Source organism: Alistipes sp., assembly GCF_020026455.1.
In the GTDB taxonomy this organism is placed as follows: Bacteria; Bacteroidota; Bacteroidia; order Bacteroidales; family Rikenellaceae; genus Alistipes.
In genome coordinates this window covers 246,833-261,395 of sequence record NZ_JAHHQJ010000001.1, presented here as the reverse complement: position 1 = coordinate 261,395, position 14,563 = coordinate 246,833, and the positions used below count along the sequence as shown (strand labels likewise).

13 protein-coding genes are annotated in these 14,563 nt (G+C 61.0%); 3 read left to right on the top strand and 10 right to left on the bottom strand.

All coding sequences use genetic code 11. The features are described from left to right. Positions 1-64: 64 nt before the first annotated feature. From QZ460_RS01020 to galK, 3 genes are all read right to left on the bottom strand, one after another. Positions 65-559 carry a metallophosphoesterase family protein gene (locus tag QZ460_RS01020; protein WP_290539726.1) on the bottom strand — a complete coding sequence of 165 codons (495 nt, stop codon included), beginning with the start codon at positions 557-559 and terminating at the stop codon, positions 65-67. Between the two features lie 142 nt (positions 560-701). Continuing rightward, positions 702-1,979 (bottom strand): replication-associated recombination protein A, encoded by a 1,278-nt coding sequence (locus tag QZ460_RS01015; protein WP_290539725.1) that lies wholly within the window; start codon positions 1,977-1,979, stop codon positions 702-704. A gap of 151 nt (positions 1,980-2,130) precedes the next feature. Then, complete coding sequence (gene galK / locus QZ460_RS01010; RefSeq protein WP_290539724.1) at positions 2,131-3,261, bottom strand: galactokinase; 1,131 nt, start codon at positions 3,259-3,261, stop codon at positions 2,131-2,133. A gap of 261 nt (positions 3,262-3,522) precedes the next feature. Here galK and QZ460_RS01005 point away from each other — a divergent pair, with 261 nt between their 5' ends. Further along, positions 3,523-4,287: a glycerophosphodiester phosphodiesterase family protein gene (locus tag QZ460_RS01005; protein ID WP_290539723.1), complete on the top strand. Its 765-nt coding sequence runs from the start codon at positions 3,523-3,525 to the stop codon at positions 4,285-4,287. 76 nt (positions 4,288-4,363) lie between these two features. Here QZ460_RS01005 and QZ460_RS01000 read toward each other — a convergent pair whose 3' ends face one another. After that, positions 4,364-5,158, bottom strand: coding sequence for a DeoR/GlpR family DNA-binding transcription regulator (locus QZ460_RS01000; protein WP_290539722.1), 795 nt, complete (start codon positions 5,156-5,158; stop codon positions 4,364-4,366). Positions 5,159-5,360: 202 nt separating this feature from the next. On the opposite strand from QZ460_RS01000, the gene QZ460_RS00995 reads away from it, so the two are divergent. Together QZ460_RS00995 and QZ460_RS00990 are read left to right on the top strand one after the other, a co-directional pair. Then, positions 5,361-6,929: a glycerol-3-phosphate dehydrogenase/oxidase gene (locus tag QZ460_RS00995; RefSeq protein WP_290539721.1), complete on the top strand. Its 1,569-nt coding sequence runs from the start codon at positions 5,361-5,363 to the stop codon at positions 6,927-6,929. A gap of 104 nt (positions 6,930-7,033) precedes the next feature. Further along, on the top strand, positions 7,034-8,383 hold the full coding sequence (locus QZ460_RS00990; protein ID WP_366934976.1) for an MFS transporter: 1,350 nt from the start codon (positions 7,034-7,036) through the stop codon (positions 8,381-8,383). A 10-nt stretch (positions 8,384-8,393) separates the two neighbouring features. Here QZ460_RS00990 and QZ460_RS00985 read toward each other — a convergent pair whose 3' ends face one another. From QZ460_RS00985 to rpe, 6 genes are all read right to left on the bottom strand, one after another. After that, positions 8,394-8,969 (bottom strand): SprT family zinc-dependent metalloprotease, encoded by a 576-nt coding sequence (locus QZ460_RS00985; RefSeq protein ID WP_290539719.1) that lies wholly within the window; start codon positions 8,967-8,969, stop codon positions 8,394-8,396. Beyond that, a complete protein-coding gene (locus tag QZ460_RS00980; RefSeq protein ID WP_290539718.1) occupies positions 8,966-9,181 on the bottom strand; it encodes a hypothetical protein in 216 nt (71 codons plus the stop codon). The genes QZ460_RS00985 and QZ460_RS00980 overlap by 4 nt, the downstream gene beginning before the upstream one ends. Before the next feature lie 21 nt (positions 9,182-9,202). Then, entirely contained in the window at positions 9,203-10,669 is a 1,467-nt protein-coding gene (locus tag QZ460_RS00975; protein WP_290539717.1) for a DUF4153 domain-containing protein, read from the bottom strand. A 156-nt stretch (positions 10,670-10,825) separates the two neighbouring features. Further along, a complete protein-coding gene (rlmB, locus tag QZ460_RS00970) occupies positions 10,826-11,560 on the bottom strand; it encodes a 23S rRNA (guanosine(2251)-2'-O)-methyltransferase RlmB (protein WP_290539716.1) in 735 nt (244 codons plus the stop codon). A gap of 194 nt (positions 11,561-11,754) precedes the next feature. Beyond that, a complete protein-coding gene (locus QZ460_RS00965; RefSeq protein ID WP_290539715.1) occupies positions 11,755-13,692 on the bottom strand; it encodes an ATP-binding cassette domain-containing protein in 1,938 nt (645 codons plus the stop codon). 98 nt (positions 13,693-13,790) lie between these two features. After that, positions 13,791-14,441: a ribulose-phosphate 3-epimerase gene (rpe, locus tag QZ460_RS00960; RefSeq protein ID WP_290539714.1), complete on the bottom strand. Its 651-nt coding sequence runs from the start codon at positions 14,439-14,441 to the stop codon at positions 13,791-13,793. Positions 14,442-14,563 lie beyond the last annotated feature (122 nt).

Here is a 14,563-nt window from a genome sequence, read left to right as displayed (position 1 = left end):
GTGGTTTCGTACCGGAAAAGGGCGCTTCCGGAGCATCGGTTTCGGCCCTCCGCCCGCCGGGGTTTCACCCGCGGGGCCACTCGCCGACCTCCATGTCGCGCATCTCCGGGCCGTCGATCGTGAGGCGCACGGCCGTGCGGACCTTATGGAATCCGGACACCCCGGCGGCTCCGGGGTTGACGTGGAGCAGGTCGTGGACGGGATCGTAGACGACCTTGAGGATGTGCGAATGCCCGGCGATGAAGAGTTTCGGGCGCACGGACTGGATTTTCTGCAGGGCGCGCGGGTCGTAACGGCGGGGATAACCTCCGATGTGGGTCATCAGCACCCGCACTCCCTCGCAGTCGAAAGCCAGAAACTGGGGGTGGACGCAGCGGGTCACACCGTCGTCGATATTGCCGCTCACGGCGCGGAGCAGTTTGAAGGCGGCGATCCGGTCGGCCAGCTCGATCGAGCCGATGTCGCCCGCATGCCAGATTTCGTCCACGTCTTTCAGAAAGTCGCGGAGCGTGTCGTCGAAGGTTCCGTGGGTGTCGGAGATGATGCCGATACGTTTCACTTTATTTACAATGTGCTTGTGCGTGCTCCTGCGCCAACCTTCCCGGGCCGAGGCCGTCTCCTTCTCCGCCCAAGGGGGCGGGAGTACTGCCCCCTCCGCCTGCGGCACGAGCCGGCCGGGACGATGAGCCGGGGCAGGATCACTATTTGTATTTGTCTTTCCACAGCTGAGCCATCCGTTCGGCAATCTTGGCCTCGGCGGCGTTCTGGGTGTCGGGTTCGTAGAACTTCGTGCCCGAAAGGCTCTCGGGCAGAAACTCCTGTTCGGCGAAATGCCCCGCGTAGTCGTGGGCGTATTTATAGCCCTTGCCGTAGCCCGCCCTGTCCATCAGGCGGGTCGGGGCGTTGCGCAGATGCAGCGGCACGGGGCGGTTCGTGGTGTCGTGTTCGACCAGCGCCATCGCCTTGTTGATGGCCGTATAGGCCGAATTGCTCTTGGGGCTGGTGGCCAGGTAAATCGTCGTCTCGGCCAGCGTGATGCGCGCCTCGGGCATCCCGATCTTGTGCACGGTATCGAAGCAGGCGTTGGCCAGCAGCAGGGCGTTGGGATTGGCCAGACCGATGTCCTCCGAGGCCAGGATCACCAGACGCCGGGCCAGGAAACGAGGCTCCTCGCCGCCGGCCAGCATCCGCGCCAGGTAGTAGATCGCGGCGTTGGGATCGCTGCCGCGGACCGACTTGATGAAGGCCGAGATGACATCGTAGTGCTGTTCGCCGTTCTTGTCGTAGAGGGCGATGTTCTGCTGGAGGCAGTCGGTGACATAGCGGTCGGTGATCGTCACCTTGCCGTCGGTGGCCCCGACGACGATTTCGAGGATGTTGAGCAGCTTGCGCGCGTCGCCGCCCGAGAAGCGGAACAGCGCTCCGGTCTCCACAACTTCGATCTGACGCTCCTTCAGCTCGGCATCGGTCGTGAGGGCGCGGTCGAGCAACGTCTGCAGGTCCTTGTCTTCGAGCGACTTGAGGATATAGACCTGACAGCGGCTCAGGAGCGGCGAGATGACCTCGAACGAGGGATTTTCGGTCGTGGCGCCGATGAGCGTGAAGACACCCTGTTCGACGGCCCCCAGCAGCGAATCCTGCTGCGACTTGTTGAACCGGTGGATTTCGTCGATGAATAGCAGCGGCGCCTTCTGGTCGAAGAAGCGCTGCTTGCGCGCCGACTCGATCACCTCGCGCACGTCCTTCACTCCCGACGTGACGGCCGAGAGGGTGAAGAACGGGCGTTCCAGCTGCGTGGCGACGATCTTCGCCAGCGTGGTCTTGCCCACACCGGGAGGGCCCCAGAGGATGAACGAGGGGACATTGCCCGTCTCGAAGAACTTGCGGAACACCCCGTTTTTACCCACGAGGTGGCCCTGCCCGATATATTCGTCGATCGTGCGGGGTCGGAGGCGTTCGGCTAAGGGAATGTTCGGCATGGCGGATGGATTTAACAGGAGCAAAGATAGGAATTTTTCAAAAAATAATCCCCAATTTGGCCGACATAGCGCCAAACACGCTTTGGCCCGGCAAACAAAAGTCCCGGGCCGCGACAGCCCGGGACACTCATTCAGGCCGGACGGCGCCCTGTCAGTCCAGGCGGCGCGAGCCGTCGGAGATCACCACGTCGTACACCTTCGGTTCGTGGCCGTATTTGGCTCCGAACTTCTCCCTGGCCGCAGCGACGAAGCTGTCGTAAAGTGTCTCCTTCACCAGGTTGATCGTGCAGCCGCCGAAGCCGCCGCCCATGATGCGCGAACCCGTCACGCCGCACTCCTCGGCGACCTCCACCAGAAAATCCAGCTCCTCGCACGAGACTTCGTAGTCCTTCGACATGCCCCAATGGGTCTCGTACATGCGTTTGCCGACCGTTTCGTAGTCGCCCTTTTCGAGCGCCGCGCAGACGTCCAGAACGCGCTTCTCCTCGCCGATCACGTAGCGGGCGCGCCGGTAGTCCTCCTCCGAAATCCGGTCCTTGACGGCTTCGAGCTGCTCCATCGTGGCGCCGCGCAGGAACTCCTGCCCCAGCACCTTTGCCACACGCTCGCACGAAGCGCGGCGGTCGTTGTACGGGGAGCCCACCAGTTCGTGCTTCACGCGCGAATCCAGCAGCAGCAGTTTATAGCCCTTCGGATCGAACGGGAAGTAGGCATACTCCAGCGAACGACAGTCCAGACGGATCAGGTTGCCCTTCTTGCCGAAAACCGAGGCGAACTGGTCCATGATGCCGCAGTTTACACCGCAGTAGTTGTGTTCGGTCGACTGGCCGATCTTCGCCAGCTCGAACTTGTCAATCCCGCAGTTATAGAGGTCGTTCAGTGCAAAGGCATAGGTGGACTCCAAGGCTGCCGACGACGACATGCCGGCGCCCAGGGGCACATCCCCGGCAAAGACCGTGTCGAAGCCGCCGATCGTGCCGCCGCGCTTCCGGATCTCGCGGCAGACGCCGAAGATGTAGCACGCCCAGCCCGCGGCCGGTTTGTCCGCCTCCTCCAGACCGAACTCCGAGCTTTCGTCCAAATCGAGCGCATAGGCGCGGACCTTGTCCGTGCCGTTGAGCCGGATGGCTGCGACAATCCCCTTGTCGACCGCACCCGGGAAGACGAAGCCCCCGTTGTAGTCCGTATGTTCGCCGATCAGGTTGATGCGGCCCGGAGAGGCGAACAGGATGGCCCCCTCGCCGTAAAGTTCACTGAATTTTTTGCTGACTTTTTCTTTCATGGCTCTTATTTTGTGGTTTTAAGTTTTGAGTTTCCGGTTTCGGATTGTACGAAGATAGGAAAAATTCCGCAACCCCGGGTACAATTTTGCCACAACAGGCAATAAAATCAGCCTTTTGACACCCAAATCCCCCGGAGAGGGCCGCCGCGACACCCCCGCGTAAACAAAAGTTTAACACCCTTTCAACATGAAAATCCGAAAATCTTTGCTATCTTTGGACTGGTTTCGTTTCAGAAGTTACCAACTAACAGTTCAAACGATATGACAAAAAAACTCATTCTGGCCGCCGCCATGCTGTTTGCAGGAGGCGCCGTCGCCGCCCAGCCCAAGGTAATTGCCCACCGCGGCTACTGGACAGCCCCCGAGTCGGCACAGAACTCGCTGGCATCGTTCACCAAGGCCGACGCCATCGGCGCCTACGGCTCGGAGATCGACGTATGGCTCACGGCCGACGACAAACTGGTCGTCAACCACGACCGCAAGTACAAGGGCACGGACGTCGACATGGAGAAATCCACGGCCAAAGAGATCACGGCCATCGTGCTCCCCAACGGCGAGAACATCCCCACGCTCGACGCCTATCTCGAACTCGTGGCCTCGAAGCCCGACACGCGCCTGATTCTCGAAATGAAGTCGCTTTCGGACTACACCCGCGAGGACCTCGCCGCCGAAAAGATCGTCAAGCAGCTCAGGAAACACGGCGTGCTGGATCGAACCGACATCATCGCCTTCTCGATCAACGCCTGCCTGGCCTTCAAAAAGCTCATCCCCGACACCAAGATCCACTACCTCAACGGCGACCTGCCTCCCAAGAGCATCAAAAATTTGGGGCTGGCCGGCATCGACTACTCGATGGGCGTGCTGCGCAGACACCCCCAATGGGTGAAGGAGGCGCACGAGCTGGGGCTCGAGGTCAACGTCTGGACCGTGGACGAGGAAGCGGACATGAACTACTTCATCGACCTGGGCGTGGACTACATCACCACCGACTACCCCGAGCGTCTGCAGGCCCTGCTGAAGAAATAGAACCCCGCAGTCAAAAAAAACAGCGAGCGGCAAAACCCGGGTTTTGCCGCTCGCTGTTTATCCGGTCGGAAGCCCGTCAGGCGTCCACCACCGTCACCTCGATGCCCCGCTCACGCAGCCGGTCGAGGTAAAGCTGCTGCACGCCGCTGTCGGTGATGATGCGGTCGACGGCCTCCAGATCGCAGATCTTGCTGAACCCGCGGCGGCCGAATTTCGACGAGTCGGCCAGCACCACGACCTTCTGTGCGGCATTGATCATCGCATCGTTCAGCGAGGCTTCGAGCACGTTGGTCGTCGTCAGTCCGAACTCCATGTCGATGCCGTCCACCCCAACGAAGAGTTTGCTGCAATTGAAATTGCGGAGCATCGTCTCGGCAAAGGGACCCACGACCGACATCGAGCTGCTACGGGTGATGCCGCCCAACTGAAGCACATCCACATCGGGATGCTGCGAGAGAATCTGGGTCACGGGAACCGCCGACGTGATGACCGTCAGGTGGCCGACGGGCTTGATCTCCCGGGCCAGGAAGGCCAACGTCGTTCCCGAAGCGATAATGATCGAATCGTCCTGCGAGATCAGCTCCGCGGCGGCCGCGCCGATGGCCCGCTTCTCGGCCACGTTCTTCTTCTCCTTCTCATTCACGTGCCGGTCGCTGATATAGGGACTTATGAGGATGGCGCTACCATGGGTGCGGTAGAGTTTCTTCTGCTGCTCAAGGTAGGAGAGATCCTTGCGGATGGTCACTTCCGAAACCTTGAAAAGCTCGGAGAGCTGTGTCACCGAAATCGAACCGTTCTGCTGCAACAGCGACAGAATACGGCTGTGTCGTTCCGGAAGGCTCAAAAGCGGTTCTTCACCTGGTTTGTTCATGCGCAATCAAAATTTTAAAGTTTCTGAGGTCTAATATACGAAAAATATTCAAAAAACAAACCTTTCACGCGATTATTTTCCCACCCGAAAAATACCCGCCTCCGGCCGTCGCATTTCAAATTAAAAGATTTTTTATTTTGAAATCCCCGAAATGATTCGTACTTTTGTTGCGAAACGAAATCAACGATCAAACCGAGACTTTATGGAACGAGCATCACAAATCAAGAAGTTGTCCGACAAGGGCAAAATATGGGACATGGTAGTCGTGGGCGGCGGAGCGACCGGACTGGGCGTCGCGGTGGACGCTGCCTCGCGCGGCATGAGCGTAGCCTGCCTGGAGAAGACCGACTTCGCGAAATGTACATCGAGCCGTTCGACCAAACTCGTACACGGCGGCGTGCGCTACCTGCAGAAGGGCGACGTGATGCTTGTGCTCGAAGCGCTGCGCGAGCGCGGACGCATGAAGGCCAACGCCCCGCATCTGGTGAAGGACCAGGCCTTCGTCATTTCGAACTACCGCTACTGGGACAATTTCCTCTACTTCTGCGGCCTGACCTTCTACGACCTGCTCTCGTTCGGCTTCGGATACGGACGCTCGAAATACATCTCCGCCAAGAAAGTGATGCAATACATCCCCACCTCGGTCGAAAAGGGTCTGAAGGGCGGCGTGGTCTACCACGACGGACAGTTCGACGACTCGCGCATGGCCATCAACCTGGCCCAGACCTGCGTCGAACACGGGGGCACGGTCGTCAACGAGGCCACCGTAACGGGCATCCTGCACGACGGGGCGGGCAAGGTCGCCGGCGTGAAGTTCGTCGACAACACCACCGGCGAGGAGCATGAGATCCAGGCGCGCAGCGTCGTGAATGCCGCCGGCTGTTTCGTCGATGACATCATGCACATGGACAGCCCCGAACACCGCAAGATGGTCACCCCGAGCCAGGGCGTGCACCTCGTGCTGGACATGAAATTCCTGCAGAGCGACTATGCCATCATGGTCCCCAAGACCTCGGACGGCCGCGTGCTATTCGCCGTGCCCTGGCACGACAAGGTCGTGGTCGGAACCACCGACATCGTGCGCCCCACCCCGGAGGAGGAGCCGCGCCCGCTGAAGGAGGAGATCGACTTCATCCTCGGCACCGCGGGACTCTACATGAATCCGGCACCCACATACAAGGACATCCTCTCGGTCTTTGCCGGGCAGCGTCCGCTGGCGGCACCCAAGAAGAAGGGCAAGAACACGAAGGAGATTTCGCGCAGCCACAAGGTCATCACCTCGGACAACGGTCTGGTGACGATCACCGGCGGCAAGTGGACCTCCTACCGCCTGATGGCCGAGGACACGGTCGACAAGGCCATCGAAGTGGCGGGCCTCCCCCGGCGCAAGTGCGTGACCAGAAAACTCCGCATCCACGGCTACCGCAAGAACCCCGATCTCTCCGACCACATGTACGTCTACGGTTCGGACGAGCCGAAGATCCTGCGCCTGATCGAGGAAAACCCGGCGCTGGGCGAGAAACTCTCCCCGAAGTTCGGCTACACGCTGGCCGAAGTGGTTTGGGCCGTGCGTGAGGAGATGGCCCTCTCGGTCGAGGACGTGCTGGCACGCCGCGTGCGGCTGCTGTTCGTCGACGCCCGCGAGGCGATGGCCGCCGCCCCGAAGGTCGCCGAAACGATGGCCCGCGAGCTGGGCCGCGACCAGGCATGGATCGATGCACAGGTCGAAAGTTTCACGAAGATGGCAAAAAATTATATCTTTGAAGCCTGATAAGAACTTTTAATCCAAGCCTGCACAAAATGTTCGGTTTTTTCAATCCTCCGGCACCCAAGCCGAGGCTCTCCCGGGACAAAATCCCGGGAACCTATGCGCAGATGCGTCTGCGCGTATTTTTGGGAGCGTTTCTGGGATACGCGGCCTACTATCTGGTGCGCAAGAATCTCTCGCTCGCAGCGCCGGGCATGATCGAGTCGGGGCTCCTCGACAAGGCCAGCGTGGGACTCGCCGGTTCGGCGATCTCGATCGCCTATGCCTTCAGCAAGTTCATCATGGGAAGCCTCTCCGACCGCTCCGATGCGCGCAAGTTTCTGGTCGTAGGGCTCATCCTCTCGTCGCTGCTGATGATCGCCACGGGACTGATCCCCTACAGCCACACCAACCCCGGCGTCAACGTCGGCATCATTTTCGGCCTGATGCTGCTGGTAGGCTGGCTCTCGGGCATGGGATGGCCTCCCTGCGGGCGGATCATGGCTCACTGGTTCTCCCAGAACGAACGCAGCTTCAAGATGTCGGTATGGAATACGTCGCACACGATCGGCAGCGGCTCGCTGGGGCTGCTCGTCACCGCCGGGGTCGTCCTCTTCGCCACACTGGGATGGAGCGACACTTGGCGTGCAGCCTTCATCTTCCCGAGCTGCGTGGCGCTTCTGCTTGCCGTTTTCTGCTGGTGGGCACTGCGCGACACGCCCCAGGCCTGCGGACTGCCCCCCATCGACGAATACCGCAACGACTACTCGGCGGTGAAAGCCGCCAAGGGGGAAGAGCAGAAAATCCCCTTCAGGAAACTCTTCGTCGACTACATTTTCAAGAACAGAATCCTCTGGCTCATCGCCCTGGCCAACGCCTTTGTCTATCTGGTGCGCTACGGCATCAGCGACTGGGCGCCGGTCTACCTTCAGGAGATGAATATCATGGATGCCGCGCAGAGCAACCTGGCCTTCTCGCTGCACAACTATGCCGGAGTCCCCGGAACGATCATCTGCGGATGGATCTCGGCCAAATGCTTCAAGGGGCGCTGCGCCCCGGCCAACGTGATCTACATGGTGTTGGTGCTGATCGGCATTCTGATCTATTGGAAGGCCGCCCCCATCGCCCGGCTGCTGGCCGAAATCTTCGGCGGCGACCCGGCCGCCATCGGACGCACGGTCGTCTACGCGGCGCTCTGCGAAATCGGCTTCTGCATCTACGGTCCCGTGGCGCTGATCGGCATTCAGGCCCTGAACCTCGTGCCGAAGAATGCAGCCGGAACGGCCGCCGGATTTGTCGGACTGTTTGGCTATCTGTTCGGCGATGCCGTGCTGGCGAAAATCGTCATGGGCTCGGTCGCCAACGACAACTCGCTGGGATGGAACGCCACCTTCTGGATGTTCGTCGTCGCCAGCCTGCTTGCCGCAATCTTCTGCGCCACCACCTGGAAACGCGAAAAACAGGCTCTCGCCCAATAGGAAATTCCCGCTAACGAATCGTGAAAGCCCTTAACTCCCGGTTAAGGGCTTTTTCGCGCCCTCCGACCAGGCGGTCGACCAGGGCGTGAAACCGGGGCGAATGGTCGTGGTGGACCGTGTGGCAGAGTTCGTGGACAATCACATAGTCACGCAGGTGCTCGGGGAGCGTCATCAGAAAGAGGCTCAGCGAGATGTGGTTGCGCCCCGAACAACTCCCCCACTTCGTGCGCGAGGCGCGGATCGAAAGTTTTTCGTACTTCAGGCCCGTCGCCTCCGACAGCCGTCCGATGCGCCCCGGCAGGTCGGCTTTCGCCGCACGGCGCAGCTCCTCGATGCGGACTTTCTGCTCCTCGGGCGGCAACTGCGGAGGCAGGGATGCCCGCTTGCGGGCGAGCCGTTCGCGCGCTGCCCCGATCCACTCCGCCTTGCGCTCCAGAAAATCCAAAGCCCGTTTTTGCGACACCCCGCAGGGAAACGAAAGCCGCACGGCACCCGTGGCGCGCACCGAAATCGAAATGCGCCGGGCGCGCACGGTCTGCGAGAGGGTCACCTCGCCCAGCCGGGGATGCACATAAACCGAGGTCATCGCAGCCAGACGGAATGGAGCGTCATGTCGGTAACCCGCAACACCGAATCCTCGCAATCGATGATCAGGCCCCTGAAAACGATCCGACAGTGTTCGCTGCGGTAATCCAACAGCTGCAACGCCTGACTCTCGGTCGGAACGGCGTCCGCGGCAGGCACGAAACCGCTCTTCGCCAGCTGAACCTCGAGCAACTCCTTCCCTGGAATCACCACCTCGGGCTCCGCTGCGCCCAGTCAGAGGCGCAACGTATCGTCTCGAAAAACGCAATCGTTATTTGGATTCGCATAATAGCGCGAATACCCCGCGACCAACTCGATCGGGGCAGGTGTGGGCAGCTCGACAAAGATACTGTTGGACACACGCTCCGGGGAATAGCCCCACCTCACGTAATGGCGCATCTCCTCGGGGAAAATCGCAGCCAGATCTCCGAGATCCCTCACGCCGAACCGCGCGAAAGAGGTGCTGTCGCGCCAGATATAGTCGAGCGACGTGTAGAGTTCGCGGTACTCCTTCTTATAGACGGTATCGGCCAGCGGAACGGGCGTCAACAACAGGCGTCCGTCCCCGCCGAGACGCCCGAGACGCCCGGCCAACCGCAGAGCACGCTGCGTCTGCGACTGCAGGGCGATACGCTCCGGTCCGAGGGCGGGAACAAAGGCCATCGCGGCGAAGATCACCCATGCCGCGAGGCACACCCACAGATAGCGGCCCGCACGCCGCGAAAGGAACAACAGCACACAGAGGGTCATCAGCGCACCGCACACCACGAGGTATACGCGCGGTTCGGTCAGCCCGTATTCGGTCGTGCGGCGCACCACACCGATCCAGAACAGCACCAGCACGGGCAGCGACACCAGGCTGAAGCGGTCGAAAAACCAGTTGCAGATCCGTTTTTCGAGCAGCAGCCCCAGAGCCTTCACGGCCAGGGCCGTCATCGTGAACCCGAAGACCAGATAGGCCACACCTCCCTCGGGCAAGGTCCACGTGACGAGGATTTTGGCCATGTAGAGGTAGAGGATCGCGGCGTAGATCAGCAGTGCGGGCGTCACGATGTAGTTCAGCAGTACTTCGAGGACGCGGTTGCCGCGCAGTTCGGCGCCCCGCCAGCGGTCGGCCAGCATCAGAAACAGCAGCGGTACGGCCAGCGTCTCGCAGATCGTCACGGACCACACCCCGAGGTGCTCGACCCACCGGCCTTCGAGACCAAAGATATAGACCGCCGAATAGAAGATCGCCAGGAACAGCCCCAGCGCAACATTGGCGAACAACAGGGCCAGTGCCCCCGAGCGCAGCCAGACGACGGTTCCGGCCACGAAGCGGTCGTTCCGCACGGCCCGCAGGCTCAACAGCAGCAGCAGCGGAGCCAGAATGCCGAGCGAAATGGAAAAAGACGCGCTTTCGACCCAGTCGCCAAGCCCGCTCCAGAACGACAGCGGCACCAGCGGCACCCACACCACCCAGTAAACCTTTCGCCACGGGCCGCCTCCCGCCACAACATTGAGCGCCAGCGCCAGCGCAAAGAAAAGCGGCACAAGGGCGATTTTCTCGAACAGTTCCCTATTGTCCCAGTCGAGTTCGAAGGTCAGCAGACACCAGATGCAGGCGTAGAGCGCCAGAAGCATTTCGACCGGATACGACCGCACGACCCGCACGACCCCTTCGCGGAGCCAGCACAGGCTGAATTTGAATTTCGTTTTCATAGGTTTGTCGGGGTTATCAGGTTTTTCGGACAGCCCGGGGTTATCGGGCTGTCCGGTTGCCGGGTTATCCGAGGCCCGGGACCCGGAGCCGGGACAGCCGGGGTTGTCGGGATTGCCGGGTTATCCCGGGCCCGGGGGCCGGGGGTCGGGGGTCGGCTATTCGCCGATACGCTGGCGCACGACCTCGAAGAGCATCACGGCAGCTGCGGCCGAGACGTTGAGCGACTCGATGTGACCGATCAGCGGGATGGCCAGCTGCTCGTCGCAGAGCTTGAGCACCTCCTTCGAGATACCCGTATCCTCGGCGCCCATCACGATCACCGTGGGGCGGCGAAAATCGGCATCGTAGAGCAGTTTGCGGCTCTTCTCCGTAGCCGCCACAATCTGAAAGCCCTCCGCCTGCAAGGCCTTGATCGTATTGCGGACCGAACCGACGCGGCACACCGGGATCGTCGTCAGCGCTCCGGCCGACGAACGAATCGCCTCGGCATTCACGGGCGCCGAGTTCTTCAGCGGTGCAATCAGTCCGTGCGCCCCGGCACACTCGGCCGAGCGGGCGATGGCCCCGAAATTCCGCACGTCGGTCACCCCGTCGAACAACACCACGAGCGGCGTCTCGTCTTCGGGCACGCGTTCCAGAATATCGGCCAGCTGCACATACTCGATGGCCGCGGTCTGCGCCACGACGCCCTGGTGGTTGCCGCGTGTCAGGCGGTTGAGTTTCTCGACCGGAACCTCCTGATAATGGAGGCGGTGACGCATGCAAAGGTCCTTCAGTTCCTGCATCAGCTGCCCTTCGGCACCCTTGCGGATGTAGAGTTTCTCGATCTGCTTTCCGGCCTCGATCGCTTCGGCCACGGGACGAATCCCGAAAATAAGATTGTTATCCATAATCGTTTTTTACTTTTTACACGCGGCTTCAATCCGGCCCTCGGGCCCGGGACCGTCCCCCGTTCGTGCGGCGCAGACAAACAGGCAGCAACGGAGGCAGCATCGGCAGCGTCGGCAAGCGTCAAAAGACAAACCAAATACTCCATACGCGCAGCGTTTGGCTCATCCCGACAAGCAGCCTGCAAAACCGCAAATCACTGATCCTCGACGATCTCCAGTTCATACGACACCTTCTCCCACTCGTGCATCAGGTGATCGTAACGACCTTTCAGTTCGTTGTAGGCCTTGTAGTCGGCCTCGTTGTATTCGGTCGCGGCGGCAAACCGCGCATCGTACTCGGCAATCTGCTTCTCGATCCCGGCCAGATCGGTCTCCACGGCTTCGACGGCTTTCCGCAACTTGCGGATCTGCTTCTCCTGCTCCTTCTTCAGCTCGTAGGTGAGTTTTCCCGAAGCTGCCACCTCGTCCCTCTTTGCTGCAGGTCTCGACGGAGTGTCCTTCCGCTCGATCTCCTGCAACGACTCCAGCTTGCGCTTTTCGAGGAAATAGTAGATGCCGCCCAGATACTCCTTCACCCCGCCGTCGCGGAACTCGTAGACCTTCCCGACCATGCCGTCGAGGAATTCGCGGTCGTGCGACACCACAACCACCGTACCGTCGTACTTCATGATGGCATTCTTGAGGATGTCCTTCGAACGCATGTCCATGTGGTTCGTCGGCTCGTCCAGCACCAGCAGGTTGCGCGGTTCGAGCATCATGCGGGCCATGGCCAGACGTGCCCGCTCGCCGCCCGAGAGGACCTTGACCTTCTTGTCGATGTCCTCGCCGCGGAACAGAAACGCCCCCAGGATGTCGCGCAGCCGGGTCCGGATGTCACCCACGGCCACACGGTCCAGCGTGTCGTAGACCGTGAAGTCGCCGTCCATCAAATCGTCCTGATTCTGGGCGTAGTAGCCGATATTGACATTCGCACCGAGGCGCACCGACCCCTCGGTCGGCGTCAGCTGGCCGATCAGCATGCGGGCAAGGGTCGTCTTGCCCTCGCCGTTGCGGCCCACCAGCGCGATTTTATCGCCCTTCCCGATCACGAAATTGGCTCCGCTGAAAACATGCTTTGCACCGAACGACATGCCCGCGTCGCGGATCTCAGCAACGATCTGCCCCGAACGGGGAGCGGGCGGGAACTTGATGTTGAGCGTGGCGAGATCCTCCTCCTCGATTTCGAGGCGGTCCAGGCGCTCCAGCTGCTTGATGCGCGACTGCACCTGGTTCGACTTGGTGGGTTTGTAGCGGAATTTCTCGATGAACTCCTCGGTCTTCTCGATCATCCGCTGCTGGTTCTCGTAGGCGGCCATCTGCTGCTCCCGGCGCTCGGCGCGCAGGACGACGTATTTCGAATAGGAGACCTTGTAATCGGTGATCTTGCCCAGCGACAGCTCGACCGTGCGGTTGGTGACGTTGTCCAGAAAGGCGCGGTCGTGGGAAATGAGCAGCACCGCGCCGTTGTAATTCCGGAGATACTCCTCGAGCCACTGGATCGACTCGATGTCGAGGTGGTTCGTCGGCTCGTCCAGCAGGAAGATCGAGGGTCGGCGCAGCAGCAGCTTCGCCAGCTCGATCCGCATGCGCCAGCCGCCCGAGAACTCGCTCGTGGCACGCCCGAAGTCCTCACGTCTGAAACCGAGGCCCAGCAGCGTCTTCTCGATGTCCGCGTCGCGGGTCTCGCCGCCGAGGATATGATAGTGGTCCTGCGCATCGTTCAGACGATGCAGGAGCTGTTCGTATTCGGGACTTTCGTAGTCGGTGCGCTCGGCGATCTCGCGCGTCAGGGCCTCGATCTCGCTCTCGAGCCGCAACACCTCCTCGAAGGCCTTGGCGGTCTCCTCCGCGAGCGTCGTGGTGTCCGCCACGCGCATCGTCTGCGGCAGATACCCGATCGAGCAGTCGCCGTTGAGTGTCACGGCTCCCGACGTGGGCTGCAACTCGCCCGTGATGATGCGCAGGAGCGTGGTTTTGCCTGCTCCGTTCTTGCCCACCAGCCCGATGCGGTCCTTCGGGTTGATCAGAAACGAAATATTGTCGAAAAGGGTCCAGCCCCCATAACTGACGGTAAGGTTGTCTAATGAAATCATGGCGAATCTAAAAACACCGCAAAGTTAGCGATTTAATCCGACATATCCATCTTCGGGTCCCGAAACGCCCGTCCCCGGCAGCATCCCGGCCCGCACGGTCAGGCATTGAGCATCTTGACGACCTCGGCCGCGGGGTCCGCGGCGCCGAAGACGGCGTTGCCGGCCACGAGCACATCGGCACCCGCTCCATAGACCTCGCCGGCATTGTGCGACGAGAGGCCTCCGTCGACCTCGATGATCGTCTCCAGCCCCATCCCGCGCGCCATGGCGCGCAGCTCCCGGATCTTGGCGACCGACCCCGGGATGAACGACTGTCCGCCGAATCCCGGCTCGACGCTCATCACCAGCACCAGGTCGACCAGCGGCAGCACCTCGCGCAGCGCCTCCACCGGCGTCGCCGGCTTGATCGACACCCCCACCTTGACTCCGGCCCGGCGGATCAGCGCGATGCATCCCGCGGGATCGTCCGTCGCCTCGAGATGGAAGGTCACCAGATCGGCCCCCGCCTCGACGAAGCGCGTGACGTACTTTTCCGGATTGACGATCATCAGGTGCACGTCAAGAAATTTCGCCGTCGCCTTGCGGATGGCCTTCAGCACGGGGAAGCCGAATGAAATATTGGGGACGAAAACGCCGTCCATCACGTCGATATGGACCCATTCGGCCGCACTGGCGTCGACCATCCGGGTATCGCGCTCCAGATGGCCGAAGTCGGCCGAGAGCATCGAAGGGGCTACTATTCTGTTCATGGCGTAATTTGCTTTTAATAAACAAAGATACGAAATTTCCCGTATCCGGAGACGAAAAATGCGGACTTCGGGCCGAAAATTCCGATCCCGCATCCGATCGGGTCGTTTTCCGGGAATAAATT

Excerpts from the sequence above, each read along its gene's own strand:
- QZ460_RS01015 (WP_290539725.1), bottom strand. The coding sequence starts at position 1,979 with ATGCCGAACATTCCCTTAGCCGAACGCCTCCGACCCCGCACGATCGAC.
- galK (WP_290539724.1), bottom strand. The coding sequence starts at position 3,261 with ATGAAAGAAAAAGTCAGCAAAAAATTCAGTGAACTTTACGGCGAGGGG.
- QZ460_RS01005 (WP_290539723.1), top strand. The coding sequence starts at position 3,523 with ATGACAAAAAAACTCATTCTGGCCGCCGCCATGCTGTTTGCAGGAGGC.
- QZ460_RS01000 (WP_290539722.1), bottom strand. The coding sequence starts at position 5,158 with ATGAACAAACCAGGTGAAGAACCGCTTTTGAGCCTTCCGGAACGACAC.
- QZ460_RS00995 (WP_290539721.1), top strand. The coding sequence starts at position 5,361 with ATGGAACGAGCATCACAAATCAAGAAGTTGTCCGACAAGGGCAAAATA.
- QZ460_RS00990 (WP_366934976.1), top strand. The coding sequence starts at position 7,034 with ATGCGTCTGCGCGTATTTTTGGGAGCGTTTCTGGGATACGCGGCCTAC.
- QZ460_RS00985 (WP_290539719.1), bottom strand. The coding sequence starts at position 8,969 with ATGACCTCGGTTTATGTGCATCCCCGGCTGGGCGAGGTGACCCTCTCG.
- QZ460_RS00975 (WP_290539717.1), bottom strand. The coding sequence starts at position 10,669 with ATGAAAACGAAATTCAAATTCAGCCTGTGCTGGCTCCGCGAAGGGGTC.
- rlmB (WP_290539716.1), bottom strand. The coding sequence starts at position 11,560 with ATGGATAACAATCTTATTTTCGGGATTCGTCCCGTGGCCGAAGCGATC.
- QZ460_RS00965 (WP_290539715.1), bottom strand. The coding sequence starts at position 13,692 with ATGATTTCATTAGACAACCTTACCGTCAGTTATGGGGGCTGGACCCTT.
- rpe (WP_290539714.1), bottom strand. The coding sequence starts at position 14,441 with ATGAACAGAATAGTAGCCCCTTCGATGCTCTCGGCCGACTTCGGCCAT.